The following is a 24,026-nucleotide window of genomic DNA, read 5'->3' as shown; positions in this document are numbered from 1 at the left end:
TTATGTTGGAAACCGATGTTGTGATTATCGGCAGCGGCCCTGCGGGATCTTCGGCAGCTCTGATGCTCAGTTCCTATGGTATCAAGAATGTCATCATCACGAAGTACAGGTGGTTGGCGGATTCACCGCGCGCTCATTACGTCAGCCAGCGGACAATGGAAATCGTCCGGGATTTGGGCATAGAGAGTGAGGTTATCGCCAAGGCTTCTCCGAAAGAGGTCATGGGAGACGTGGTCTTCTGCACGTCCTTGTCGGGGGATGAGATCGGCCGATTGCCTTATGGTATGAACAACCCTCGACGTGCAACCGAATATTTGGAGGCAAGTCCAAGCGAACAATGCGATTTGCCGCAGCATCTCTTTGAACCAATTTTGCTTTCCAATGCGGCTGCACGGGGTTCCCATGCGCGGTTCGACACCGAATACTTATCACATAATCAGGACTCGGAGGGCGTGACTGTCAAGGTGCTGGATCGTCTGACCGGAGCGTCCTACGAGATTCGTTGCAAGTATCTTATCGGCGCAGATGGAGCTGGCAGCAAAGTCGTTCGCGACCTGAGTTTGCCAATGGCTGGGCAAATGGGAAAAAGCGGAAGCATGAGCATCATCTTTGATGCAGATCTCACCAAATACATAGCCCACAGGCCCGGATACCTATGGTGGGTTGTCCAGCCTGGCGCCAACATTGGTGGGATAGGTCTGGGGTTGCTGAGGATGGTTAGGCCATGGAACGAGTGGCAGATCGTATGGGGCTACGATATTGACCAACCTGCGCCGGAATTGACGGTTGACCAGGCCATTGACGTCTGCCGCCAACTAATCGGCGATCCTGAAATCGATATTCGAATACGCAGCAAGTCACTGTGGACCGTCAATGAAATGTATGCCACGCAGTACGCACAAGGCCGGGTGTTCTGCATGGGCGACGCAGTGCATCGGCACCCGCCGTCCAACGGTCTGGGGTCAAACACATCGATCCAGGACGCCTACAATCTGTGCTGGAAACTTGCCTTTGTATTGCGGGGACAAGCAGATCCAAAACTTCTGGATACCTATAGCGAAGAACGCGCCCCGATAGGAGAGCGGATTGTAAAGCGGGCAAATCAAAGTGTCCGCGATTTTGGCCCCATCTTCGAGGCGCTGGGTCTAGATGGACGATATAGCGCGGAAGAGATGCAGGCCCGTATCGGCTCTCTGATGCATGCCGATCAAGCCGCTGCCGATAGACGCGCCATGCTGCGAAACGCTATTGAATTCAAGTCCTATGAATTCGCTGCGTTGGGTGTTGAGACTAACGTTCGTTACAAGTCGACAGCAATCGCATCAGTAGAACAGACACAACCACTGCCCGATAGAGACGAGGATCTGCATTACTTCCCATCATGTGCTCCGGGCCACAAACTGCCGCATGGCTGGGTGGTCCGCAAGGGTAGCAAGGTATCAACGCTGGATCTGATTGGCGGTGGTCGATTCTCGCTGTTGTGTTGGCTACAAGGCCAGCTATGGGTTGAAGTTGCCAGGAGACTCTCTGAAGACACCAATGTGGTGATCGAAGTTATTCGGATCGGCCCCGGTCAGGAAATCCAAGATGCGTACGGCGATCTGGCCCGCATCTGGAACTGTGGAGAGCAGGCTTGTCTGCTGATCCGACCGGACGGTTATATCGCATGGGAAGCGTTAGATACAACAGCAGCTTACGATACCCTGCGGCAGGGACTGATGAGAATTCTCAGTCGCGCTTGATGCAGGCTGATGCGGCGAAGGACGGGGTTGCTTGATTTGGATGGATTCATATCCTAATGTGAACAGATGACTACATCCAATAAGACGCCACATCACGTTTCCAGGGAGAGGGGCCGCCCGCGGGAGTTCGATATCGATACAGCCTTGGATCGCGCCATCCTGTACTTTCGGGAGCACGGTTACAACGGCGTATCCATCTCAGATCTCTCGCAGGCGCTGAAGTTGTCGGCTGGAAGCATTTACAAGGCCTTTCACAGTAAGCATGGCCTGTTTACTGCGGCCTTGGACAGATATATGGCCCTGCGCGGCCAACAGCTTGTTGAAATGACAGCAAGCGCTGAATCGGGACGCGAGAAACTGCACCGACTGCTGATCTTCTACGCAGAGTCGTCGCATGCGACCGAGGGAATGTTCGGCTGTCTAGTCGTTGTGGGAGCCGTCGAGCTGTCGAGTACGGACGAGGCAGTTGCCGCCAAAGTTTCTTTTGCTATGAGTGCGAACGAACGGCGTCTCAAGGGCATTATCGAGCAGGGGCAGCAAGATGGTTCGATTTCCAAAGACGTCGATCCTGGTACAACGGCGAAACTGATGCTGGCCCTGCTTCAGGGAATGCGTGTCATTGGCAAGGTTGGACAAAACCGAGAGGACATGATGGCAGTTGTGGAGAACGCGATGAAACTGCTCGATTGACTAGCTTCTCAAGAACTGTCCGAAACACCGCCGCATACGTGCGGCTTTAATTTGCACATATAGGAAACGGTTTAATCCAAAATGGCGAGTTCATCTACAACTGGCACAGCGGCCAGCTCACAGAATCCAACCATATCCCGATGGCTGACAGTGCTGCTCGCATTTGCGTGTGGCCTGATTGCGGCCAACATTTACTATGCTCAGCCTCTGGTTGGCCCAATAAGCACCCAGTTGAATCTATCAGAGCAGGCATCTGGTCTGATCGTTACAATGACGCAGCTTGGTTACGGGCTGGGGCTGCTACTGGTCGTTCCGCTTGGTGACCTGTTCGAGAATCGCCGGTTGGCTGTCTCCATTCTGGCGGTCGGTGCCTTTGGCCTCTTGATCTCGGGATTTGCAGGCTCAGTGGAGCCATTTCTAGCGGCGTCTTTTTTGGTTGGCCTGGGTTCTGTCACCGTTCAGATCCTTGTGCCTTATGCCGCTCATCTGGCTCCAGATGCTATACGTGGGCGGGTTGTCGGCAATGTCATGAGCGGTTTGATGCTCGGGATCATGCTCGCGCGGCCAGTCGCCAGCATGATTACATATTTCGCGAGCTGGCGAGCTGTGTTCTACCTCTCGTTCATTGGCATGGTGCTGCTGTCAGCTATTTTACGTTTCACATTGCCGCCGAGACCGGTGGTGGCTCGGCTGAAATATCACCAGATGCTGGCCTCAATGGTGCATTTGGTAAAAACCACTCCGGCGCTACGCCGAAGGGCGCTTTACCACGCCAGCATGTTTGGCGCCTTTAGTCTATTCTGGACAACAACACCACTTCTGCTGGCCGGCCCCCGGTTTGGATTAAGCCAGAAAGGCATCGCTTTGTTTGCCCTAGCCGGTGTTGCTGGAGCAATTGCAGCGCCTATCGCAGGGCGGATCGCCGATCGGGGATGGATCAGGTCGGCGACCGCGGCAGCAATGTTGCTGGCTATAGGCGCTTTCGCTATCACCTACATCGGTGATATCGGATCGCGTCTATCTTTAGCGATGTTTGTAATTGCAGGTATTGCGCTCGACTTTGCGGTATCGGCCAACCTAGTTCTCGGACAGCGAGTGATCTTCGCGCTGGCACCGGAAATCCGTGGACGTCTAAATGGCTTATACATGACAACTTTCTTCTGCGGAGGCGCTATAGGGTCTGCGTTCGGAGGATGGCTGTTTGCTCACTATGGATGGCGCGGTGCCTCTGTTGGCGGAATAGCCTTTGTTCTCGTCTCTGTCTTGTACTTTATGACTGAGCGCGCACGTTGATGCTCTGGGAATGCATATGACACAAAAGAGCGCCGACAACGCCACTCTATTGATTTCCTGCCTCTTTGTGCTGCTTTGGTCCACAGGGTTCATTGTTGGAAGATTGATTGTAGGTTCTGCATCGCCAAACATTTTTCTGGCAATCAGGTTTTTTCTTTCATCTCTGCTTTTCGCGGCTATCGCGATAGCACTTAAAAAGAATTTCCCCCCTGTCATCGAATGGCACAGACATGCCCTGGCGGGGCTGTTCATCAATGGCATTTATCTCGGTGGAAGCTATTGGGCTATATCACAAGGGTTTCCAGCCGCACTTATGGCATTGCTAGGGGCCTTGCATCCTGTATTCACCATGGTGATAGGCCTGACGTTCATGCGAGAGAGTGTCAGGCCTACCCAGGCAACGGGCATGGTTGTCGGGCTGTTCGGTGTTGCGATGGTGCTTTTGCCTACTATCGGCCTGCAAGCAAAGCAGAGCTACACCATCGTCGTTCCGCTCATCGCATTAACCTCTGTGTTATCCATAACGTGGGGAACTATCCTGCAGAAAATGTCTATTGCGAAATCCGAATTGTTGCCGTCTCTGGCCATTCAGAACGCGTCTGCCACTATTACTGCCATTACGTTGGCATTCGTGCTAGGCGAGTCTCAGTTGTCGCTTAATGGGGAACTCTTATTTGCGCTCTCGTGGGCAGTTCTCATTTTGTCGGGGTTAGGAACTTATCTTCTGATCTTTCTGGTTCGCAGCGGAAGTGCGACGAAAGCGACATCTTTGATGTTACTCGCTCCACCTCTGGCTGCTCTGGAGGCTTGGTTGTTGTTTGGCGACAAGCTCATGCCACTTCAAATGCTCGGCTTCGCGTTTGCACTCTTGGGCGTGGGGCTTTGTAGGAAATAATGATTTAAAAATGGAGAGGTTTTATATGCCAAAATTCAATATCCATGATGCTTTGTTTGAAATCAAAGAAAAATATACTAACGAAAAGTTTATATTCATCACCGGTGAGGTGATGGAAAAGATTCTACGAGAGATGGGAGCAACAGATGCGGATTTTGACGGACTGAAGGATGTCAGCAACAACTTAGGCTCCGATCCGACGCTTCCCTTCAGAGAATCAAAAAATGGGCGTTTTGAGTTCAACTTTCTTAACGCCACAATCAACAGGATAGAGTTCCAGCCTTTCGTTCTGTCAGCCCAAGAGGATTTTGTACGCCATGACTCTGGCAAAGTCAGAGAGTTCAGGGGGATAGGAGACGATCTCCAGTTGAACCGAGCATTTCAAGCCCTATTGATTTTCAAGGCGTTTATCGTATGGGGCATAGATGTTAGGCATCGGTTCGGGCTTGACTACGATTCCCAAAGATGTGTGTCCACGGTTTTCAATCTTAGAACCATCACCACGCCGGATTTGGTCGGGGAGCCCGCGCTGGAAGGAGTGCATGCCGATGGAGTTGACCATACTATGACGACTTTGCTTGGGATAGAGAACACGACAGATGATAGCGCCATCACATTCATTCATGACAATAGGGAGACAAACGGTACTCGATGGGATGCGTTTGACCAGGATCTGCGACTCGGACAAGCACAGCATAAACGGTTTCTCGATACCATGCTCATCGTGGATCACGAAAGGAAGCACAGCCTCTCCCCTGTACGTGCTGCCAAGAAAGAGCTCCGCGCCACCCGAGATATGCTGATTTTCTTTACCAGGCATCCAGCTTTACCAGAGCATGTGTCACACTCCTATGACTCCTTCGAACCACACAGAGAGATTCCATTATATATAGAGTTCCCTGAATCATTTAGGGAATCTAATGTTGGATTGGAAGTTTGCGAATAAATGGCACGTAAACTTATCACTGCTTGTGCCCCGCTGATGCGGGGCTTTTTTGGTGGTGCGCCAGGCATGGCGCGCAGCGTCTTGATTGGCGCGGTACCTGAGGGTGGTGCCTCAGGATGACTTGGAGGTGAAAGTCCCCTGCATGCTCGGCAAGGGGATCCCTCGCGAGGGGGAATCTGAAGGAAGCCCGAAGCAAAACACTGGCTCGACGGGGCGCCTAGCCGAACAGGAAGCTGATACGAGGAGCGCTTGCTGCGTCTGATCCGCCGCTACCTGGAAGCGGGCTTGTTCCAGCACGGCTTACCAATGTTGAGAAGGTAGGGGGCGCCCCAAGCCGGGCCCTCACCCGCTATTGGCGAATATCCTGCTGGACGACATGAACAAGGAACTTGAACGCCGAGGTCACCGCCTCTGCCGCTACGCCGGTGACATGCAGGTGTATGCCAAAAGTTGGTGAGCAGGCGACGTGTTCTGGAAAGCCTGAATGAGTAACTTGATCAACAGATCCTAAACGCGAGCTCGCGATCGATGCAGTAAATAGACAAAAAAGGGCGCGCCTATCCCGGCAACAAAGATGCCCGCAGGTAAATCTTTGGGCAAAAACGCTACCCGGCCCAGCAGGTCGGCGTAAAGCACTATCAAGGCGCCGACCAACGCCGATGTAGGCACCAGGCGTGCCATGTTTCGCCCCACCAGCCTAGCGGCCAGGTGGGGCGCAATTAGTCCCACAAAGCTCAAACCACCGGCAAACGCCACAGCGGCACCTGCCAGCGCCACGCTGCAGGCCAGCAATACCAATCTGCTGCGCAGAATCGCCACCCCAAGCCCTTCGGCAACGCTATCACCCAGGGCCATGGCATCCGCATGGCGGTCGAAGAGTAGGCTGATAGGCACCGCGACGACTAACCACGGCAATAGGCCCCACACATCGTCCCATTGCGCCGCGTAAAGGCTGCCGGTTAGCCATACATAGGCGGTCATGGCGGTAGAGTCATCGCTGATCACGATTAACAGGGTGGTGCCAGCGCCCATGGCCGCTGCCAGGCCAATGCCGACCAGCACCATGCGCGAAGGGCTAATGCCGTTTTTCCAGGCCAAGCTAACCACCAGCAGTGCGGAAACCAGCGCCCCCAGCATGGCGGCAACGGGTAGCCAGTGAATGCTAAGGGTCGAACTCAATAGTGATAGGAACACCACCGCTGCCAGCGCCGCACCGCTGGTAATGCCGATCACATCTGGAGAGGCTAGCGGGTTACGCACAATGCTTTGCAGAATCGCCCCTGCTATTGCCAGGGCGGCACCGACCAGTATCGCTAGCGTAATGCGAGGCAGCCGAAGCTCCCAAATAATAAAGGCGATATCGCTACTTTGTGGGGTCGCCAGCGCGTCTAGTACCTGCAGAGGTGGCGTGGGAAAACTGCCTAAACAGAGCGACAGTCCGGCGCTTGCTAGCAATAAAAGGCTTAGCATCAGCAGGCGACGTAGTAAGCGACTACTGTCGTTTGTTGCTGCGCTATTGAGGGCTAACGTAGCGTCTGTTCTCATTGGCCAGCCATTTTGCGTCGTGCCAGATAGATAAAGAAGGGCGTGCCGATCAGCGCGGTCATCACACCGACCGGGATCTCCTGGGGTGGCATTAAAAAGCGCGAGGCGAGATCGGCCAACAGCAGCAAACAGGCACCCAATAGCGCGCAGGCTGGCAGCAGCCAGCGATGGTCGATGCCAAATAACCCCCGCGCCATATGGGGCACAATCAGGCCCACAAACCCGATCATGCCCGCCAGCGCTACGGCGCTGCCCGCCAGCACAATCACAATCAGCCCGAGCAGCAGCTTGATGGTGGTGGCCTGCATGCCCAGCCCGGTGACCATGTCATCGCCCAGTAACAGTGCATTGGCGTGACGTACCAGCAGTGCGCTGAGCAGCAGTGCTCCGCCGAAGAGCGGCAGTAAGGGCGCTACCAAAGAGAGGTCGCGCCTCGACACTGAGCCCGCCAGCCAGTAAAGCACGCTTTCAAAACTTTGCTGATCAATCACCAAGAGCCCCTGGCTGAACGACACAAACATTGCTGTCACTGCTACACCTGCCAGCACGACCCGCAGAGGGGAGAGCTCACCGTGGCGGCCGCGGCTAAGCACCACCACCAGTATGGCCGCAACGAGTGCCCCTAATAGCGCGGCCCATACGTAGTGAGCGGGCGTGTGCAGCGGCAATAGCGAAACTGCCACCACCACAAAAAACATCGCGCCGGCGTTAATGCCTAGAATGCCCGGCGACGCCAGCGGGTTGCGCGTCATGGTCTGCATCAGCGCCCCGGCAATGGCTAAGCTGGCGCCCACTAGAGCGGCAATCACCGCCCGGGGTAAGCGCTCAGTTAAAAGAATGATGTGGACGATGTTGGTAGGATCGTAATGGGCGAGCGAGCCATACAGAGAGGAAAGGGAGATCTCCGTTGTGCCTAACATCACGCTGGCGAAAAAGGCGCCTAGTGCCACCAGCACGCCGAGTAGCAGGCCAATACTTTTTGCGGTAGTACTGTTTAGCATGAAGCAGGCTCCCCACGGCCACTGGCGTGAGGCAGGCAAGCCTGATGCGGCGCCGCTTCGGGTTGCAACAGCCCGTAGTGACTATACAGATCATCCAGCATGGCGTTGGCCGCCAGTATGCCGCCACCCATCATCCAACTCACCGGCTCAACTTCAAATACGCGCCCGCTTTGTACCGCTGACAGCTGTTGCCAGAGTGGGTGGGAGGCCCAGTGCTGGTAATTATCTGCAATAGCGGGGTCATCGGGCTCAAGCAGAATAAAGAGGGCATCGGCATCCAGCACCGGAATGTTTTCAGTACTGGAAAGCTTCATCCCCCAGCTCTGGCTTTGCAGTGTATCGGGTTGCTCAAAACCCAGCTCATCAAGGATCGAACCCGCAAAGCCGCTGGTATAGATACGCACGTGGTCGCTTTTAAAACGCACCACGGCCACTTTTTGCGGCCATTCGCTGCCCAGCCTGGTGGCAATCTGCTGACGAAAGTCTGCGACACGATCATCCCATTGCTCAAGGAGCTCATTTGCCTGCGCTTCGCGGCCAGTAGCATTGGCCACCATGTTCAGCGTGGTCTTGAAGTTAAACACTGTCGGGGCAGATACAGTGGGGGCGATGGCCTCCAGTAGCGGCGCTATGCGCGCATGGCGAAAGTCGCTGGCAATGACCAGGTCTGGATTCAGCCAGGCAATCTTTTCCAGGTTCGGTTGGGTTTCCAGCCCCACATGCTCGACGCTATCAAGCGCATCGCGCAGATAGCGGTACATGGGCTTTTCCAGCCAGGAATCGACTACGCCAATAGGCGTCAGTCCAAGGGCTACGGCGCTGTCGGTAGCCCCCTGGTAAAGCGTCACAATGCGTGGCGGTTCCGGGGGGCTGCTCGGCGTGTCAGCGGCTGCCATAAAGGGCATTAGCGCCGCCTGCGTTAACAGCAACACACTCATAAAAACCTTCTTGCGATGGGTGTGTGCTTTTAACATTAATGTCACTTTACGATTGGCTCGGATTTAAGAGCCGGGATAATGGCATGACGTAAAAGCTAATGCAAAGCATTACCAAATGAAGGCCGCGACCTCTACTATCCCAAACACCGCGACCCCGGCCGCGACCGGCCAGCCAAGTGAGCGTACCCGCGACCAGACCAGCAGCGTGACAGAAAGCCCGATGGCGGTGGCGATCCAGGAAACAGCGCTTGGGTTAACCGGTACAATGGATACCCCCAGCACGGCGGCAATCATCAGTGGGCCAAGAATACCCAGCCACTGGGGCATGTTATTAAGGCCACTTTCGCTGTTGAGTCGGCGCTGCATCCATAAAAAAGGCACTACCCGCATCAGCAACGTGCCAATGGCAGAAACCGCGACCGCTATCCAAAGTGCAGTGCTCATGATTCACGCCTCCTGTTGGTGGCGAATCTTTGCGTATAGAACTGCGTGGAGTAGAAGCACAGCGCGCCGCAGGCGGCGGCTAAGGGAATCGCCACGTTGCTCCAGCCGACCAGGGTCAAACACAGCGCCGCTAAAATGGTGCAGCCCATGGCGACTGCCCAACGCTTGTCGGTAAAGCGCGGCGCCACCATGGTCAAAAACAGCGCGGGCAGCGCGAAGGGCATAATCTCACCCAGCAGCGGCCAGCGGGCGGTGAAGGCCTCACCGGCGGTAGCGCCCACCGCGGTGCCAATTATCCAGGCGCCCCAGGCCAGCAGTGATGCGCCCAAAAACCAGCTAAAACGCTTTACCTCAGGCAGTTGGGGCAGCCGGGTTAGGGCCAGTGCAAACACCTGGTCGGTGAGGCCGTGCATTAACCAGGGCCAGTGGCGGCTGCGCGGCAGTAACGCCGCCAGGTTAGGGCCGTACACCACATGGCGCACGTTAATCAGCAGCGTCATCGCTACCACCAGCCACAGCGGGGCGCCGGTGGCGATCATACCGACAAATAGAAATTGCGAAGCACCGGCGTAAATCAGCGCTGAAATAGCCGTGGCCTCCAGCGTGCTAAAGCCTGCCTGGGTGGCGACTAAGCCAAATGACAGCGCCACGGGAATGTAGCCGCCCAATAGTGGGATGGCTTCTCGCACGCCCTGCAGCGCGCTACGAACAGGAGAGTGGCTGGCAGCTTGGCTCATGATGTTTGGCCTTCCAAACCATAGGTGATGGTCATCATCAACGTGGCCTCCGCTTCGTGGGTACGGTAAAGGTGCGGTTGATCGGCAGCGAAGGTGATGGCCTCTCCCGGTGTCAGTACCGTGGTTGCCCCTTCGGGCCCCGCTTCCAGCCAGCCGCTGATCAGCGTGAGTGATTCACGGGTGCCGGGTGTATGGGCTTCAGCATGACGCAATGTATGTGGTGCGCAGCGCATCCAGTAGGCGTCCACCTGAGGGGAATCCTTGCCTTGATCGATTAAACGCACCTGTACGCCATCTTCACCCAGCGGCACGCTGATTGGCGCTACCAGAGTGCCGAAAGGCACATTGAGCTGCACCGCCAGCCGCCAAATGGTATCCAGGGTCGGATTGCCGTTGCCTTGTTCAAGGCGACACAGGTTGGATTTGGCAATCCCCGCCTCATTGGCTAACTGCGACAGTGACCAGCCCCGCTCCAGGCGAAGTGCTTGAAGGTGCTGGCCCAACGTGTTGAGTGAGAGCTTATCCATAAGGCTGTCCGCTGTTCTTTATATAGAACGTTCTATATAAGGAACGTTCGTCTGTCAATGGCCTCGCTCGGCAACAATAGCCTTATTCGGAAGTGGCACCCTCTAGCGGCGGCGCGCTGGGAGTATGCCTAATGGGGCACTATGCCCCGGGCAGTGCTAGTTGTTCGCTTCCTTGGAGCGGCAGGCCGCTGCAGTAAACAGCACATCGGTAGAGGAGTTGAGCGCAGTTTCGGTGGAGTCCTGTACCACGCTGATCACAAAGCCAATCGCCACCGCCTGCATGGCCACTTCCGTGGGAATACCGAACAGGTTGGCGGCCATGGGAATCAGCATCAGTGAACCGCCCGCCACGCCTGAAACGCCGCAGGCCGCCAGCGCTGAAACCACGCAAAGTAGCAGCGCCGTGGGAAAGTCGACGCTAATGCCTAGCGTATGAGTGGTCGCCAGAGTGATGACAGTAATGGTGATGGCTGCGCCACACATATTGATCGTTGCACCCAACGGAATGGAAATGGAGTAGGTGTCAGGGTCGAGCTTTAGGCGGCGGCAAAGCTCCAGGTTCACGGGGATATTCGCGGCCGAACTGCGGGTGAAAAAGGCAGTAATCGCACTACCGCGTAGGCACGTAAACACCAGGGGATAAGGGTTCTGCCGGGTGGTGAAGTAAACCAGCAGCGGGTTGCTAACCAGCGCGACAAACAGCATACAGCCCACGATCACACCCAGCAGTTGGGCGTAGTTGAGCAGCGACTCAACGCCGGATTCTGCCAGCGTGCCTGCCACCAAACCAAAGATACCTAGCGGCGCTAAACGAATCACCAGTGTCACAATGCGGGTGATCGCTGCGGATAAATCGCTCAATGCTTGGCGGGTGGTATCGCTGGCTTGGCGCAGCATTAAACCCAGGCCGATAGCCCAGGCCAAAATAGCGATAAAGTTAGCCTCCATCAGCGCACTAACCGGGTTGGCAACCGCGTTTAGCAGCAGGTCGCGTAGAACGCTAAAAATATCCCCGGGCGGGTTGCCGTCAACTTGGCCCAAATCTAACGTAAGCTCCGTGGGAAACAGGAAGCTGGCTGCCACTGCAATGAGTGCGGCAATCAGCGTGCCCACCACATAGAGCACCAGCACGGGGCGAATATGGGTGGGTTGACCTTTTTGATGAGCAGAGATCGCAGCGGCTACCAGTACAAACACCAAAATGGGCGCCACCGCCTGCAATGCGGCGATAAAGAGCTGGCCAAGTAGGGCCACGTCGCTTGCAATGTTTGGCGCAAACAGGGCGAGCACTACCCCGGCAACGATACCGATTAAAATCTGTGGGATAAGGCCCAGCCGAATAAGTGGCCGGAAAACGGTGCGGGCGGTGGCGATCATTGCGCAACTCTCAGGTAGTAAAAGTGGGTGACGTGGCGGCATTTAGCCGCTAACGCGCCTGAAAGGGGCGGTATTCTATCAGCTACGGCCTGCCTTCGTTACGCTGATCTTTGTTTAGCCGATGAGATGACTATATTTAAGATCCAGCGATTAGACGCTGAGTTGATTCAATAAAAATGCCCCTGCCGCGTAAGCGGGCAGGGGCATTAATAGATAATGCTTGTTGCCTTAGCCCTTTAGGTCAGGCCGCCACGACCTCAGCAGCAGCGCAGCGGCGAGGGCGTTCTGGCTGGGTAAGCGGCATTGTCCAGCGGTCAAGCACGCGGTTCTCCTCAACAGGTATGGGAAAGTCTAGGTTAATAATACCGACAACCTACCTAGTTCGTACGCTTATGTCATCGTTAGTATTTGCGTATAGTTAAACTAAAGTTGTTAGACTTTGGTTGTAATTAATGGCAAATCACTGGACTAATTGCCTATTGCAGTTAATAAAGGGCGCCAAAGGAGGTTCCGTGTCGCCCATCGCGCGGCATATATCGGAATGTTGATCCTCGATTTGTTCTTTTCACTCTGACCGTAAGTGGCGCAAATTGTATGCATAAAACTGCCCTGATGACGGTATGGGATCAGCTATGGCACTCCCACTACCAAGCCAAAAACCTATTGATGTGCGCGCTACCTACGGGCGGGGCCGCCAACGCCGCGGCTTCGAATACCAAGCGTAACCCTTCCCCTCAACCTAAGCCGCCTGCCTACACCACGCCGCAGAAGATTGGCCTGTTGCTTGGCCCGCTGCTGTTCGCTTGTGTGGTGATGTTCTTTCACCCTGAAGACTTAAGCTTTGAAGGGCGCATGGTGCTCGCTACCACTCTGTGGGTGGCCGTATGGTGGATCACCGAAGCTATTCCTATTCCCGCGACCTCGTTGCTACCCATTGTGCTTTTACCGATTACCGGCGCGTTGGATGGTAATACCGTTACGGCCGCCTACGGTAACCCAATAATTTTCCTGTTTCTGGGCGGTTTTATGATCGCGCTGGCAATGGAGCGATGGGATCTTCACAAGCGTATCGCGCTGTCGATTATTGCCGTGTTGGGCACCAGTATTAATAGCATCGTGTTTGGTTTTATGGCCGCGACGGGCTTTTTGTCAATGTGGGTCTCCAACACCGCGTCGGTCATGATGATGCTGCCGATCGGTACCGCTATCGTGTATCAGGTGAGCCAAGAGCTGGCGAAAAGTGACGGCGACCACAGTGCCGAAATCGATAAGTTCAGCAAAGCGCTGATTTTTGGTATCGGTTATGGCGGTACCATTGGGGGGCTGGGCACGCTCATTGGAACCCCACCGAATATCATACTCGCCGCAATTGTAAATCAGCTGTTTGGCATCGAGATCTCCTTTGCCGGTTGGCTCATGTTTGCATTTCCCATTGTGTGTGTACTGCTTTTTATCACTTGGCTGCTACTTACGCGGGTGTTTTTCCGCATTGACTTTAGTCACCTACCAGGTGGCCGAGAGCTGATTAACAAAGAAAAAGCGGCGCTGGGTAACACCAGCTTCGAAGAGAAAGCGGTGCTAGTGGTGTTTTTGTTCGCTGCCTTTATGTGGATCACCCGCTCGTTCTTGTGGCAGGGGCAGATCATCAATATCCCCGGCATCAATGACACCATGATCGCGATTGTCGCTGCGCTGCTGCTGTTTTTGATTCCCTCAAAAAACAAAGGTGGCTGCCTGCTGGGTTGGGACGTGGCGAAAGACGTACCCTGGGGCATTCTGCTGTTGTTCGGGGGCGGTTTGGCGATTGCCGCAGGCTTCGGCTCTTCCGGCCTGGCGGAGTGGATCGGTGGGCAAATGAGCGTGCTGGAAGGCGCCAACTTCTTGCTGGTCATCCTGCTGGCGACCGGCATGGTGCTGTTCTTGACCGAAATCACCTCGAATACCGCCACGGCCACCATGATTCTGCCGGTGTTGGCGTCGCTGGCGCTGGCGCTGGATATCCACCCCTTCGTGCTGATGGTGCCCGCCGCCATGGCTGCCAACTGTGCCTTTATGCTACCTGTTGGTACGCCGCCCAACGCCATCATCTTCGCCACTGGCAAACTGAAAATTATCGAGATGGTGCGCACCGGCTTCTGGATCAACATCATCGCCATGCTGCTGATTGTGGCGGCGGTTTACTTCCTACTGCCGGTCATGTGGGGAGTTGATCTCACCAGCTATCCAGACGCCTTCCGTCGCTAGCGCTGGTTGAGCCTAGAGCCTTTAGAGAAACGATTAGCCCCGCCATTGAGCGGGGCTTTTTGTCGGTCGTTTATGTAGGAGAGGAGTTTTGTGGGTAGATTGAGTATCGGGTTGTTATCATGCCGCTACACTATTTTTTGCTGAGCCTGTTATGCGTCTACTTCACACCGCCGATTGGCACCTGGGGCGGCTGTTCCACAACCTGTCGTTGCTAGATGATCAGCGCTATGTGCTCGACCAGCTTATCGAGATTGTCGACCGGGAAAACGTCGATGCGGTGCTGATTGCGGGCGATATCTACGACCGTTCGGTGCCGCCTGCGGCGGCGGTAACGCTGCTGGATGAGGTGCTCCACGCGCTCTGCGAGGAGCGCAAGCTGCCGGTGATCATGATTTCAGGTAACCACGATGGTGCTGAGCGGCTTCGTTTCGGCGCGCGCCACCTGCGTCAGGCCGGTCTGCATATTCTTTCCGACTTAGCTGATTTTGACACACCTGTAACGCTGACGATTAAGGGCGCTGAGATGGATGTGTTCGGCATTCCCTACGCCGACCCCGAACATGTTCGCAGCCAGTTTAACGTGGAGGTGCGCGATTTTGACGGCGCCCACCGCTATTTGGTTGAGCGCATCGAAGAGCAGCGTCACCCGACACGCCCGTGCATATTGATGAGCCACTGCTTTGTGGATGGCGGCAGCGCCTCGGACTCTGAACGCCCGCTGACCCTGGGCGGTGCCGAAAGCGTCGCCTGGGAGCCTATGCAAGGCTTTGACTATGTGGCGCTTGGCCACCTTCACGGCCCCCAGTACCGCGGCGGCGAGCATATTCGTTACAGCGGCTCGCTGCTCAAATATAGCTTTTCCGAAGCCAGCCAGCGTAAAGGCGTGACGCTGGTGGATCTTGATGCGAGCGGCGTCACCAAGATCGAGCAGATACCCCTTATACCCAGTCGTGAAGTTCGCGTATTAGAGGGCGAAATCGATGCGTTGATTGCCCAGGGGCGAACAGACGCCAATGCCGACGACTACCTGCTGGTGCGGTTAACCGATCGCCACGCCATTCTCGACCCCATGGGCAAGTTGCGTGAGGTGTATCCTAACGTGCTGCATCTCGAGAAGCCCGGCATGCTGGATGCCCGGGGTAACCAGCAGCTTGACCGTGAGCGGCTGAAGTTCAGCGCACTGGATATGTTCAGTGACTTTTTCGCCCAAACCAGCGGTGAGCCCATGACCGACCAACAAACTGAGGCGATAAGCGAACTGATAGGCACGCTTAGCCGTGACGAAGAGGCTCAGGGATGACACCGTTAATCCTCACCATGCAAGCGTTTGGGCCCTTTGCGGGCAGTGAGACCATCGACTTCACCGCGCTGGGAAGAAGCCCACTGTTCCTGATTAATGGCCCTACCGGCGCCGGTAAAAGCTCGATTCTTGATGCCATCTGTTTTGCGCTTTACGGCCAAACCACGGGCAATGAACGCGATCCGGCGCAGATGCGTTGCGACCAGGCTGACGCTTCGCTGCTAACGGAAGTGACGCTGGATTTTCGTCTGCGCGGTGTGGATTACCGGGTTCGCCGCGTGCCCCAGCAGGAGCGTCCCAAGGCGCGAGGCGAAGGCACGACTACCCATAATGCTGAAGCCCAGCTGTGGCGATTAAAGGCAGATGGCGATGTAGAGACTTGCCTGGTAGCGCGCAAAGTTAACGATGCCACCGCGGAGCTGCAAACCCTGATCGGCCTGGATGCCAACCAGTTTCGTCAGGTGATGGTGCTACCCCAGGGCAAGTTTCGTGAACTGCTGCTGGCAGGCTCCAAAGAGCGCGAAGTAATTTTTTCCCAGCTGTTTCAAACCCAGATTTTTCAGCGAATCGAAGAGCGTCTGCGCACCCAGGCCAACCAAATCGAGCGGGCAGTGAGTGATCATCGCCAGCATATCAGCGGCATCCTCGCTGGGGGGGAGCTTGAGAGCGAAGCCGCGTTAGCGCAAGAGCTTGAAGCGCTGACACCTCAGGTAGACCAAGCGCGGCAACGTTTTGAAACCGCGCAGCAGCAGCGCCGTAGCGCCGAAAAGCAGCGCGATGAGGCGCTGGCGCTGCAGCGTCAATTTGAGGCCCGCGATCGGCTGGCGGCGGATAAAGCCCGTCATCTTGAGCAGCACACACAGATAGAAAGCACTAAGGAGCGCTTAGCGCAAAGCATCCACGCCCAGGCGCTGCGCCCACAGAGAGCTGCCTTAGACCAAGCGCTGCAGGCGTTGATCACCGCCCAGGCCGATCAGCGACAGGCGCAAGCCGAATTAGCCACTCAACGTACTAACGCCGAACAGGCGCAGCAGGCGTCAGAAGTGGCACGCCAGCGTCAGGCAGAGCTCCCCGCGCTCCGTGAACGGCATCGCCAATTGGGCGAATTTATTCATAAAAGCCAGCAGTTAAGCGAGTTGCAGGCGCGTTTTAAAACGGCGCAGGCCACCTGGCAACAAGCCGATAGTGCGCTCAAGCGTGATGAGGCGCAGCTAGATAACATTCGCCAGCAGGGCGAAGCGATTAGCGTTAACCTGGAACGCTTACAGACAGAGTTTCAGCAACTGGCCAGCGCCCCCGCTGAGCTCAGCCGACATAACGACCTGCTGACCCAGCGCCAAGAGCTGGATGAACTCTCCCGGCAAGCGCATGAGTTAACCAGCCAACAGCAGCAGGCGACGGAGGCACTCAACCGCCAGCAAAGCGAAGCAGAACGAGCGCAACGCCACGCCACTGAGCAGGAGATGCGTTGGCACCAGGGGCAGGCCGCGCTGTTAGCGCTCACCCTTGAACAGGATGTCCCTTGCCCGGTGTGCGGCAGCCTGGAGCATCCAGCCCCAGCGGTTAACAGTGCCGACGTGGTCAGCCAAGCGCAGGTTGAAGAAGCCAGGGCGGCGCAAGAGCAGGCTCGTCAAGCACAACAGAGCGCCGAGCGTTACCATCATCAGCTCACTCAGCAGATTAGCTACAATACAGAGCAGGCCCAGCGGCTTACCCAACAGCTGGGCGAGTGGGCTAGCCAACCGCTGCTTGAACTGCAAAATGCTTGCGAAGGCTTGCGCCGCCAAGTGCAGCGCCGGGAAAGCGTTGAACGTGAGATTAGCCAGCAAACCGTTGCTCGCGAAGCGCTGCGCCGCGAGTGGGGCGCGCTGGATAAGCAGCTTAAAACCCAACGGCCCGCGGTGGAGAAGGCAAAAGAGGACGCGTTGCGCCTAGAGAGTCAGCGCGATCAACTGAGCCAATCGCTGCCGGAAGATGCCCGCGACCCTGAGGCAATGCGCCGAACCCTCACTGAGCTTGAACACCAGATCGCACAGCTCGAAAAAGCCTGGGAGAGCGCCCAGCAGATGCTCTCGACCAGCCAAACCCAACTGGCGCGGGCGGAAGAGCAGCTATGCGGTGCGAACGAGCGAATCGAACGTAGCGAGCAGACGCTTCAGCAGGTGCAAGCTGAGTGGCAAGCCGCCCTGCAGGCCAGCCCCTTTGAAGATGAAGCAGCGTTTCAGGCTGCGCAGTTGGATGATACCCAGCGGCAAGAGTTGACTCGCCAAGTAGAGGCGTACCAACGCCGCCTGGCTGAGCTTGAAGGCGCGCTGGAGAACTACCAAACTCAGCTTGCGGAAAAAACGCCGCCGAATATGGCCGCGTTGACCAGCCTAACCGAGGCGGCCCAGGTCGAAGAGAACACCCAGCTAGAGGCGTGGCGGGGGCTGGATGGGAGGCTGACCACGCTGCGCGGTATTCGTCAAAAGCTTGCGACTGCCCACAGGGCGCAGGCAGAGCTCGAAGCCCAGTATCAGCTGTGGGGCACGCTCAGCGAGGTCGCTAATGGTCGTACGGGGCACCGTATTAGCCTGCAGCGCTTTGTGCTGGGTGTGCTGCTGGATGACGTATTGATTCAAGCTTCGGAGCGTTTGGTGCGCATGAGCCGCGGGCGTTATCAGTTGGTGCGTCGGGAAGATCCCTCCAAAGGTAACAGAGCGTCGGGTCTGGAGCTTGATGTGGCCGACACCTACACCGGCAAGAACCGTTCGGTAGCGACACTCTCCGGCGGGGAGTCTTTTATGGCCGCGCTCTCGCTGGCGCTAGGGCTCTCGGATGTAGTGCAGGCTTACGCTGGCGGTATTCAACTGGATACGCTATTCATTGATGAGGGGTTTGGCAGCCTGGATCAGGATGCGCTGGATCAAGCGATTGCCATGCTCAGCGAACTGCAAATGGGCGGGCGCATGATTGGAGTGATCTCCCATGTCAGCGAACTCAAAGAGCAAATGCCAGTTCGTATAGACGTGCGTGCCAGCCGGCAGGGGAGCTCAGTGGAAGTAAAGGGCGCACTTCTTTAACGCTTAACGCCGCATGGCCGATTGCAGGCAGTTTTCCTCCAAGGCCTGGTTCATGCTGCGTTCATATAGAATGTTTTATAAAGTGACTCAATCGTCAAACGAGCTCTGAAGATACTATCTACTTAGGAGTACAAGGATGAACGCAAGCAAAATTTTACAGCAGCTGATGCAGCAAGCCGGCGGAAGCCAGAAGGGCGGCAGTAGCAGTGGTGTCGATGTTAAAGGCATGCTGAGCGGGCTTTCTAAGCAGCTAGGCGGTGGCAGTAGCGGCGGTCAAGGTGGCGGCTCCTCCAGTAGCTTTGATATGAAAAGCCTGCTTGGTGGCGGTGCCATGGGTTTACTGGTGGGTTCCAAACGTGGCCGTAGCATGGGAGGCAAAGCACTAAAATACGGCGCCATTGCTGGGGTGGGCGTGCTGGCATGGAAAGCGTGGCAGAGTTCTCAGGCGGCGAAAAATGGCAATGCGCAGCAAAATACGACCCAGAATGCGACAGAGGGCGAGCGGGTAGAAGCGCTTAGTGGCGAGTACCAAGAGCGTCGCAGCCTGGAACTGCTGCAGGCGATGATTATGGCCGCCCGGGCCGATGGCCATATTGATGAGCAGGAGCAGGCGCTGATTACCGAGCAGATTGACGCCCTAGGCGCCGACCAGGAGATGCATAACTGGGTGGAGCAGCAGCTAAAAGCACCGCTGGATGCCCAGGCACTGGCCCGCGAAGCGGACTCCCCTCAAGCGGCCCGGGAAATGTACCTGATCAGCGTGGCCGTGACCGATGATCAAAACCCCATGGAGCGTGCCTGGCTTGATCAGTTGGGCAATGCACTTAACTTACCCAAAGAGATGACTGACGAACTTGAGCGTCAAGCGCAGCAGGCGGGTTAATGCTGGATACGGTTAATTTTTGGCTAGCTACCGGCTTTGGCCTGGGGCTAGCGCCGATGGCGCCGGGTACCTTCGGCTCGCTGCTGGGCATCCCCCTGGCGTGGTGGCTGTTAAGCCGCCCGCTAGGTCAACAAGGCGCTATCATGGCAGCTCTGCTGCTACTTGCGATACCGGTTTGCCACATCGCCGCCTGGCACTATGACGGTTTGGATCATGGCAGCATCGTCGCTGATGAGTACTTTGCGTTCCCGCTGGCGGTCATCGGGTTGCAAGCTGCGCGTCACCCGCTGGTTATGGCGTTGGCATTCGTTGTCTACCGCTTTTTCGATGCGCTGAAGCCGCCGCCGATTCATCTGGCAGAGTATGTTCATGGCGGTTTTGGCATTGTTTTGGATGATGTTATCGCGGCGTTGGTGACCTGGGTGGTGATTGCTATTGGGCTGAAGCTTTGGCAGCGTCGAACCTCTGGGCAACAGTTAAACTCGTAATAGAACACGCAACGAAAAAAGCGCCGCTAGCTTAATAAAAAGCTAGCGGCGCTCTATCTTATCGCTCATGATTTTGAGCGCTTACATGCTTACTCTTGAACGACAATCACCGACTTGACATTGACGAACTCGTGCATGCCGAAGCCGCCGTGCTCGCGACCGTAACCGGAGTTTTTAACGCCGCCGAAAGGCATTTCCGGTGTCGCAACACCAAAGCCATTGATAAACACCATGCCGGTATCAAAGTACTTGCTGGCAAGCTCGGTAGCGCGTTTCACATCTTTAGAGATGATGCCGCCGCCCAGGCCGTAACGGCTATCGTTGGCAATGCGCATGGCATCTTCGTCGTCTTTGGCACGAATCAGCGCAGCGACAGGGCCAAATAGCTCATCGTCGTAAGCGGGCTGGCCGGGGGTGACGTTGTCCAGCACGGTGACTGGGTAAAACGCGCCCTTACCGGATGGCTTTTCGCCACCGCAAAGAATCTTCGCACCTTTGCGCACGCTCTCTTTCACTTGGTCGTGGAGACCATCGCGCAGATCCACGCGAGCCATGGGGCCCAGATCGCTGTCTTCTTGGGTCGGGTCACCCGCTTTAAGCGACTGCATGCGTTCTACATAGCGCTTTTTAAACGTCTCGTAGTTCTTTTCAGTGACCACAAAACGCTTGGCTGCAACGCAGGTTTGACCGCCGTTGTAGACACGCCCCTGAACGCAGGTATTGATGGCGACATCCATATCGGCGTCATCGAGCACCAGGTAGGCGTCGTTAGAGCCCAGCTCAAGCACGGTCTTTTTAAGATGCTCAGCCGCTTTACCGGCGACTTTGCGGCCTGCGCCATCGCTACCCGTTAGCGTTACGCCACGTACCGCAGAATGAGCAACCACCTCATCAGAAACATCGTGAGAGATCACCAGCGTACGGAAGACGTTTTCCGGAAGACCCGCTTCGCGGTAGATTTTTTCCAACAGCAAGCCGCTACCGGTCACGTTTTCAGCGTGTTTTAGCAGCACGCCGTTACCCGCCATGATATTGGCGATGGAGTAACGTACAACCTGATACGCGGGGAAGTTCCAGGGCTGAATGCCGTAGATTACACCCATCGGTGAGTAGGTCACGAAACCGCGTTCACCATTGCCAGGCTGACGCTCTTCGTCGGCTAGCTTTTTGGGGCCATGTTCAGCGGTGTAATCACAGATGCCGGTGCAAAGATCGACTTCCTGGCGGGCCTGAGAAGGCAGTTTACCCATCTCATTGACCATCAGGTCGGCAAGCTCTTCTTTATGCTTTTGCAGCGCTTGGCCAATGGCTTTAACCGTTTTAGCGCGGCTTTCCAGCGATTCTAGGCGCCAATCGAGAAACGCCTCGTAGCAGGCGTCCACTATCTGCTTGGCTTCCGCGCTGCTCATTAGCGTATAGGATTCGAGGGTTTCACCATTGGTGGGATTGATCGTCTTGATACTGTTGCTCATAAGATCTCCTATCTATAGATCAACGTGGGGTCAAAGCGCCTAGCTCCAGGGCGCCTAATCGACCGGTCTATTACTGGTGCACGGTCACTGTAGTACAAAAAGAGCGACCATGCATAACATCGGCGTTATCTATCCGGCAGTGGTAAGAGTGATCAGTTCCAAGTATTGCTAATGGAATTTGAGCGCAGCAATCTGTATCAGTTAGATGTTTAATGCTTATTGAAAAAAAATTATTAAACGCGATAGCGTTAACTACGCATGCGGGCGGCCTTGGTTATCGCGCGAGCACACTCCATTAACGAGGGGGTCAACTGTTCCAATGCTCGATCAAGGTTCCAGCGGCTGCTGGGGGTTGTGATGTGCACAGCGGCTACCGGTAAGCCGGCGGCGTTTCGTATTGGTGCAGCGATGTTGATATCCCCCAGAAAGTATTCAGCATCGTTCCAAGCGACTCCGCGTGAACGGCATTCACGGATCAGTTCGGTTAGGGCGCTTATATCGGTAATCGTATTTGGAGTATGGGCCTTTAACTCGCAGGCGGTTAAGTACTCCTGAACGCGGGTGTCGTCCAGTGCTGATAAAAACGCTCTGCCAGAGGCGGAGCAGTACATCGGTACGCTGCTGCCTACCGGCATATGAATGGGGATGTAGTGGCGGCTGGTAAAACGGGCCATGTAGATCATATCGAGCCCGCAGGGCTCGGTAAGCGACACGGTTTCCAGGCAGCTGTTGCTCAGTTCCGAGAGGTAGGGGTTGGCGCAATCGACCAGTAAGTCGGCTTCCAAATAGTTGGCGGAGAGCGTCATCAGGCGGATGCCGAGCCGGTATTTGCGGCTGGCGGGCGCTTTGACCAGATAGCCGAGCTGTTCGAGCGTATGGGTGATGCGTTGCACCGAGCCCATGCTTAACCCTGAAAACTTGGCGATTTCCGAGAGGCTGAGCTCGCTGTGCTGAGCATCAAACAGCTCAAGCAGGTCAAACGCTTTCGCAAGCGATTGATTGAACTGCGGCGAGCGTGGTTCGTTGGCATTGGCGTGCTTCATGCTTTTATAGAATTCCTTACGTGTTCCCCTTGGGTATGAGGCCGCAAGGGGAGCGTATCAACATCTTCTGTGTTGGTGTGGAAGCGTCTGGGCGGTTTAGCGCTCCAGCCAGTCTCTGGCCCGATAGTAATTGACCACCGTTTCAACATACAGCCTTTGTAGGCCGTGCAGGGGAATCGGCTTGATGGGAGTTAGAGGAAAAGGTAGGGCTTCCTCCAGGGAATATTCACCTAGGTGCTCTCCCAGTAATTTACCCAGATGGCTGCCCATGGCCACGCCACGGCCGTTATAGCCCAGCGCCACGGTGAGCCCTGGCTGGGGTTCGTGTAGGTGGGGAAGCGAGTCCTTAGTGATGGCGATGCGGCCTGCCCAGCGAAAGGCGATCTCTACGTCCTTTAGCTGGGGGTAGAGTTTGATGATGGCGTTTTCTAGGTGCCGAAAGTCGTTGGGCTTACGTGGGTCTTTGAAGGAGCCTCGACCGCCCATCAGCAGGCGGCCGTCCCGATCGCGGCGAAAATAGAGCAGCAGCTTGCGGGCATCTGACGCCACTTCGCCACCGGGCAGAATATGATTGCCTTCCTCTGCCGTAAGGGGGCGGGTGGCGATCTGATAGCTATTGGCGGCGATTAGGCTGCTGGCGAGTTTAGGTTGCAGATTGTCACTGTAGCCGTTGGTGCAGAGCAGAACCCGCTCTGCCTGAATTTCCGCACCGCCTTCCGACATGACGCGCCAACGACCTTCGGCACGGGTAAGAGAGCTTACGCGAGTGTGTTCATGCAGCGTTGCTCCACTATCGTGCGCTGCCTGTGCCAGCCCGCGGGCGTAGGCGAGCGGATTCAACCCGCCAGCCCTGGGGTCTACCCAGCCGCCAAGATACTCTGAAGTGCCGAGACGCTCGGCGCACTGCTGCTGATCTAGCCAGGCGATGTTTACGCCGCGCGTTTGCCATTGGCGAGCACGGTATTCAATCGCTTTCAGGCTGGCATGGGTAACCGCGGGTTGAATCCAGCCGCGCTGCTGGGCGTCGCAATCAATGTTGTGCTGCTTTATAAGGTCAAACACCACATCGGCATTGCGGGCAGAGAGCTCTATCATGCGTTGGCCGCGCTCTTCGCCATAGCGTGTGATGAGTTCATCTGGGTCGTATTTGAGGCCGGGAATGACTTGGCCGCCGTTACGGCCTGACGCGCCCCAGCCGATGCTCTCGGCTTCCAGTAAGGCGGTGCTTATGCCGCGTTTGGCGAGTGCCAGGGCGGCGGAAAGGCCGGTAAATCCGCCGCCGATAATCACCACATCGCTGCGCTGGGCGCCCTGCAGCGCTGGGTAGTCTCTGCCCGCGGGGGCTGTGTCAGCCCACAGGGAAGGGGGCATATGAGATGGGTTTGCCATCCTTGGTCTC

At 56.1% G+C, this 24,026-nt stretch carries 20 protein-coding genes; 10 read left to right on the top strand and 10 right to left on the bottom strand.

The window, feature by feature from the left end; all coding sequences use genetic code 11:
• Positions 1–2: 2 nt before the first annotated feature.
• From YERSI8AC_RS17215 to YERSI8AC_RS17195, 5 genes are all read left to right on the top strand, one after another.
• The gene (locus YERSI8AC_RS17215) at positions 3–1,742 is read left to right on the top strand and encodes an FAD-dependent oxidoreductase (protein ID WP_159177194.1); all 1,740 of its coding nucleotides are present in this window, start codon (positions 3–5) and stop codon (positions 1,740–1,742) included.
• A 66-nt stretch (positions 1,743–1,808) separates the two neighbouring features.
• Positions 1,809–2,432: a TetR/AcrR family transcriptional regulator gene (locus YERSI8AC_RS17210; RefSeq protein WP_159177192.1), complete on the top strand. Its 624-nt coding sequence runs from the start codon at positions 1,809–1,811 to the stop codon at positions 2,430–2,432.
• Between the two features lie 81 nt (positions 2,433–2,513).
• Positions 2,514–3,725 (top strand): MFS transporter, encoded by a 1,212-nt coding sequence (locus YERSI8AC_RS17205; RefSeq protein WP_159177190.1) that lies wholly within the window; start codon positions 2,514–2,516, stop codon positions 3,723–3,725.
• A gap of 16 nt (positions 3,726–3,741) precedes the next feature.
• On the top strand, positions 3,742–4,620 hold the full coding sequence (locus YERSI8AC_RS17200) for a DMT family transporter (protein WP_159177188.1): 879 nt from the start codon (positions 3,742–3,744) through the stop codon (positions 4,618–4,620).
• 25 nt (positions 4,621–4,645) lie between these two features.
• A complete protein-coding gene (locus YERSI8AC_RS17195; protein ID WP_201304237.1) occupies positions 4,646–5,566 on the top strand; it encodes a 2OG-Fe dioxygenase family protein in 921 nt (306 codons plus the stop codon).
• A gap of 507 nt (positions 5,567–6,073) precedes the next feature.
• On the opposite strand, the gene YERSI8AC_RS17190 is transcribed toward YERSI8AC_RS17195, so the two are convergent.
• The 7 genes from YERSI8AC_RS17190 to sstT all read right to left on the bottom strand — a co-directional run bounded on the left by YERSI8AC_RS17190 (position 6,074) and on the right by sstT (position 12,135).
• The gene (locus tag YERSI8AC_RS17190; RefSeq protein ID WP_159177186.1) at positions 6,074–7,111 is read right to left on the bottom strand and encodes a FecCD family ABC transporter permease; all 1,038 of its coding nucleotides are present in this window, start codon (positions 7,109–7,111) and stop codon (positions 6,074–6,076) included.
• Positions 7,108–8,112, bottom strand: coding sequence for a FecCD family ABC transporter permease (locus YERSI8AC_RS17185; protein ID WP_159177185.1), 1,005 nt, complete (start codon positions 8,110–8,112; stop codon positions 7,108–7,110). Before YERSI8AC_RS17185 ends, YERSI8AC_RS17190 begins: the two co-directional genes overlap by 4 nt.
• Positions 8,106–9,050, bottom strand: coding sequence for an ABC transporter substrate-binding protein (locus tag YERSI8AC_RS17180; RefSeq protein WP_414727631.1), 945 nt, complete (start codon positions 9,048–9,050; stop codon positions 8,106–8,108). The genes YERSI8AC_RS17185 and YERSI8AC_RS17180 overlap by 7 nt, the downstream gene beginning before the upstream one ends.
• A gap of 108 nt (positions 9,051–9,158) precedes the next feature.
• Positions 9,159–9,494: an AzlD domain-containing protein gene (locus YERSI8AC_RS17175; RefSeq protein WP_027958561.1), complete on the bottom strand. Its 336-nt coding sequence runs from the start codon at positions 9,492–9,494 to the stop codon at positions 9,159–9,161.
• Positions 9,491–10,231, bottom strand: a complete 741-nt coding sequence (locus YERSI8AC_RS17170; RefSeq protein ID WP_138801462.1) for an AzlC family ABC transporter permease — start codon at positions 10,229–10,231, stop codon at positions 9,491–9,493. Before YERSI8AC_RS17170 ends, YERSI8AC_RS17175 begins: the two co-directional genes overlap by 4 nt.
• On the bottom strand, positions 10,228–10,758 hold the full coding sequence (locus YERSI8AC_RS17165) for a helix-turn-helix domain-containing protein (RefSeq protein ID WP_022522427.1): 531 nt from the start codon (positions 10,756–10,758) through the stop codon (positions 10,228–10,230). Before YERSI8AC_RS17165 ends, YERSI8AC_RS17170 begins: the two co-directional genes overlap by 4 nt.
• A gap of 156 nt (positions 10,759–10,914) precedes the next feature.
• Complete coding sequence (sstT, locus tag YERSI8AC_RS17160) at positions 10,915–12,135, bottom strand: serine/threonine transporter SstT (protein WP_159177183.1); 1,221 nt, start codon at positions 12,133–12,135, stop codon at positions 10,915–10,917.
• A gap of 594 nt (positions 12,136–12,729) precedes the next feature.
• Between sstT and YERSI8AC_RS17155 the strand changes: the two genes are divergently transcribed.
• The 5 genes from YERSI8AC_RS17155 to YERSI8AC_RS17135 all read left to right on the top strand — a co-directional run bounded on the left by YERSI8AC_RS17155 (position 12,730) and on the right by YERSI8AC_RS17135 (position 20,112).
• Positions 12,730–14,379, top strand: a complete 1,650-nt coding sequence (locus YERSI8AC_RS17155; protein ID WP_022522429.1) for an SLC13 family permease — start codon at positions 12,730–12,732, stop codon at positions 14,377–14,379.
• 151 nt (positions 14,380–14,530) lie between these two features.
• Positions 14,531–15,679, top strand: coding sequence for an exonuclease SbcCD subunit D (locus YERSI8AC_RS17150; protein ID WP_159177182.1), 1,149 nt, complete (start codon positions 14,531–14,533; stop codon positions 15,677–15,679).
• Positions 15,676–18,741 carry an AAA family ATPase gene (locus YERSI8AC_RS17145; RefSeq protein ID WP_159177180.1) on the top strand — a complete coding sequence of 1,022 codons (3,066 nt, stop codon included), beginning with the start codon at positions 15,676–15,678 and terminating at the stop codon, positions 18,739–18,741. The genes YERSI8AC_RS17150 and YERSI8AC_RS17145 overlap by 4 nt, the downstream gene beginning before the upstream one ends.
• Positions 18,742–18,877: 136 nt before the next feature.
• Positions 18,878–19,624: a tellurite resistance TerB family protein gene (locus YERSI8AC_RS17140; RefSeq protein ID WP_159177179.1), complete on the top strand. Its 747-nt coding sequence runs from the start codon at positions 18,878–18,880 to the stop codon at positions 19,622–19,624.
• Positions 19,624–20,112: a phosphatidylglycerophosphatase A family protein gene (locus YERSI8AC_RS17135; protein WP_009288337.1), complete on the top strand. Its 489-nt coding sequence runs from the start codon at positions 19,624–19,626 to the stop codon at positions 20,110–20,112. Before YERSI8AC_RS17140 ends, YERSI8AC_RS17135 begins: the two co-directional genes overlap by 1 nt.
• 89 nt (positions 20,113–20,201) lie before the next feature.
• Here the strand turns inward: YERSI8AC_RS17135 and YERSI8AC_RS17130 are convergent, their stop codons facing one another.
• From YERSI8AC_RS17130 to YERSI8AC_RS17120, 3 genes are all read right to left on the bottom strand, one after another.
• Positions 20,202–21,584: an NAD-dependent succinate-semialdehyde dehydrogenase gene (locus tag YERSI8AC_RS17130; protein WP_159177177.1), complete on the bottom strand. Its 1,383-nt coding sequence runs from the start codon at positions 21,582–21,584 to the stop codon at positions 20,202–20,204.
• 248 nt (positions 21,585–21,832) lie between these two features.
• The gene (locus YERSI8AC_RS17125; protein WP_159177176.1) at positions 21,833–22,627 is read right to left on the bottom strand and encodes an IclR family transcriptional regulator; all 795 of its coding nucleotides are present in this window, start codon (positions 22,625–22,627) and stop codon (positions 21,833–21,835) included.
• Between the two features lie 96 nt (positions 22,628–22,723).
• On the bottom strand, positions 22,724–24,016 hold the full coding sequence (locus YERSI8AC_RS17120; RefSeq protein ID WP_159177175.1) for an NAD(P)/FAD-dependent oxidoreductase: 1,293 nt from the start codon (positions 24,014–24,016) through the stop codon (positions 22,724–22,726).
• Positions 24,017–24,026: the final 10 nt, after the last annotated feature.

This window comes from Halomonas sp. 113, assembly GCF_904067645.1.
GTDB classification, from domain to species: Bacteria; Pseudomonadota; Gammaproteobacteria; order Pseudomonadales; family Halomonadaceae; genus Vreelandella; species Vreelandella titanicae.
The sequence above is the reverse complement of the archived record's forward strand: the minus strand, read 5'-3'. Positions and strand labels throughout refer to the sequence as shown.

Bases quoted from the DNA above. Each gene is read 5' to 3' on its own strand.
- YERSI8AC_RS17215 (WP_159177194.1), top strand. From the start codon at position 3: ATGTTGGAAACCGATGTTGTGATTATCGGCAGCGGCCCTGCGGGATCT.
- YERSI8AC_RS17210 (WP_159177192.1), top strand. From the start codon at position 1,809: ATGACTACATCCAATAAGACGCCACATCACGTTTCCAGGGAGAGGGGC.
- YERSI8AC_RS17205 (WP_159177190.1), top strand. From the start codon at position 2,514: ATGGCGAGTTCATCTACAACTGGCACAGCGGCCAGCTCACAGAATCCA.
- YERSI8AC_RS17200 (WP_159177188.1), top strand. From the start codon at position 3,742: ATGACACAAAAGAGCGCCGACAACGCCACTCTATTGATTTCCTGCCTC.
- YERSI8AC_RS17195 (WP_201304237.1), top strand. From the start codon at position 4,646: ATGCCAAAATTCAATATCCATGATGCTTTGTTTGAAATCAAAGAAAAA.
- YERSI8AC_RS17190 (WP_159177186.1), bottom strand. From the start codon at position 7,111: ATGAGAACAGACGCTACGTTAGCCCTCAATAGCGCAGCAACAAACGAC.
- YERSI8AC_RS17185 (WP_159177185.1), bottom strand. From the start codon at position 8,112: ATGCTAAACAGTACTACCGCAAAAAGTATTGGCCTGCTACTCGGCGTG.
- YERSI8AC_RS17180 (WP_414727631.1), bottom strand. From the start codon at position 9,050: ATGAGTGTGTTGCTGTTAACGCAGGCGGCGCTAATGCCCTTTATGGCA.
- YERSI8AC_RS17175 (WP_027958561.1), bottom strand. From the start codon at position 9,494: ATGAGCACTGCACTTTGGATAGCGGTCGCGGTTTCTGCCATTGGCACG.
- YERSI8AC_RS17170 (WP_138801462.1), bottom strand. From the start codon at position 10,231: ATGAGCCAAGCTGCCAGCCACTCTCCTGTTCGTAGCGCGCTGCAGGGC.
- YERSI8AC_RS17165 (WP_022522427.1), bottom strand. From the start codon at position 10,758: ATGGATAAGCTCTCACTCAACACGTTGGGCCAGCACCTTCAAGCACTT.
- sstT (WP_159177183.1), bottom strand. From the start codon at position 12,135: ATGATCGCCACCGCCCGCACCGTTTTCCGGCCACTTATTCGGCTGGGC.
- YERSI8AC_RS17155 (WP_022522429.1), top strand. From the start codon at position 12,730: ATGCATAAAACTGCCCTGATGACGGTATGGGATCAGCTATGGCACTCC.
- YERSI8AC_RS17150 (WP_159177182.1), top strand. From the start codon at position 14,531: ATGCGTCTACTTCACACCGCCGATTGGCACCTGGGGCGGCTGTTCCAC.
- YERSI8AC_RS17145 (WP_159177180.1), top strand. From the start codon at position 15,676: ATGACACCGTTAATCCTCACCATGCAAGCGTTTGGGCCCTTTGCGGGC.
- YERSI8AC_RS17140 (WP_159177179.1), top strand. From the start codon at position 18,878: ATGAACGCAAGCAAAATTTTACAGCAGCTGATGCAGCAAGCCGGCGGA.
- YERSI8AC_RS17135 (WP_009288337.1), top strand. From the start codon at position 19,624: ATGCTGGATACGGTTAATTTTTGGCTAGCTACCGGCTTTGGCCTGGGG.
- YERSI8AC_RS17130 (WP_159177177.1), bottom strand. From the start codon at position 21,584: ATGAGCAACAGTATCAAGACGATCAATCCCACCAATGGTGAAACCCTC.
- YERSI8AC_RS17125 (WP_159177176.1), bottom strand. From the start codon at position 22,627: ATGAAGCACGCCAATGCCAACGAACCACGCTCGCCGCAGTTCAATCAA.
- YERSI8AC_RS17120 (WP_159177175.1), bottom strand. From the start codon at position 24,016: ATGGCAAACCCATCTCATATGCCCCCTTCCCTGTGGGCTGACACAGCC.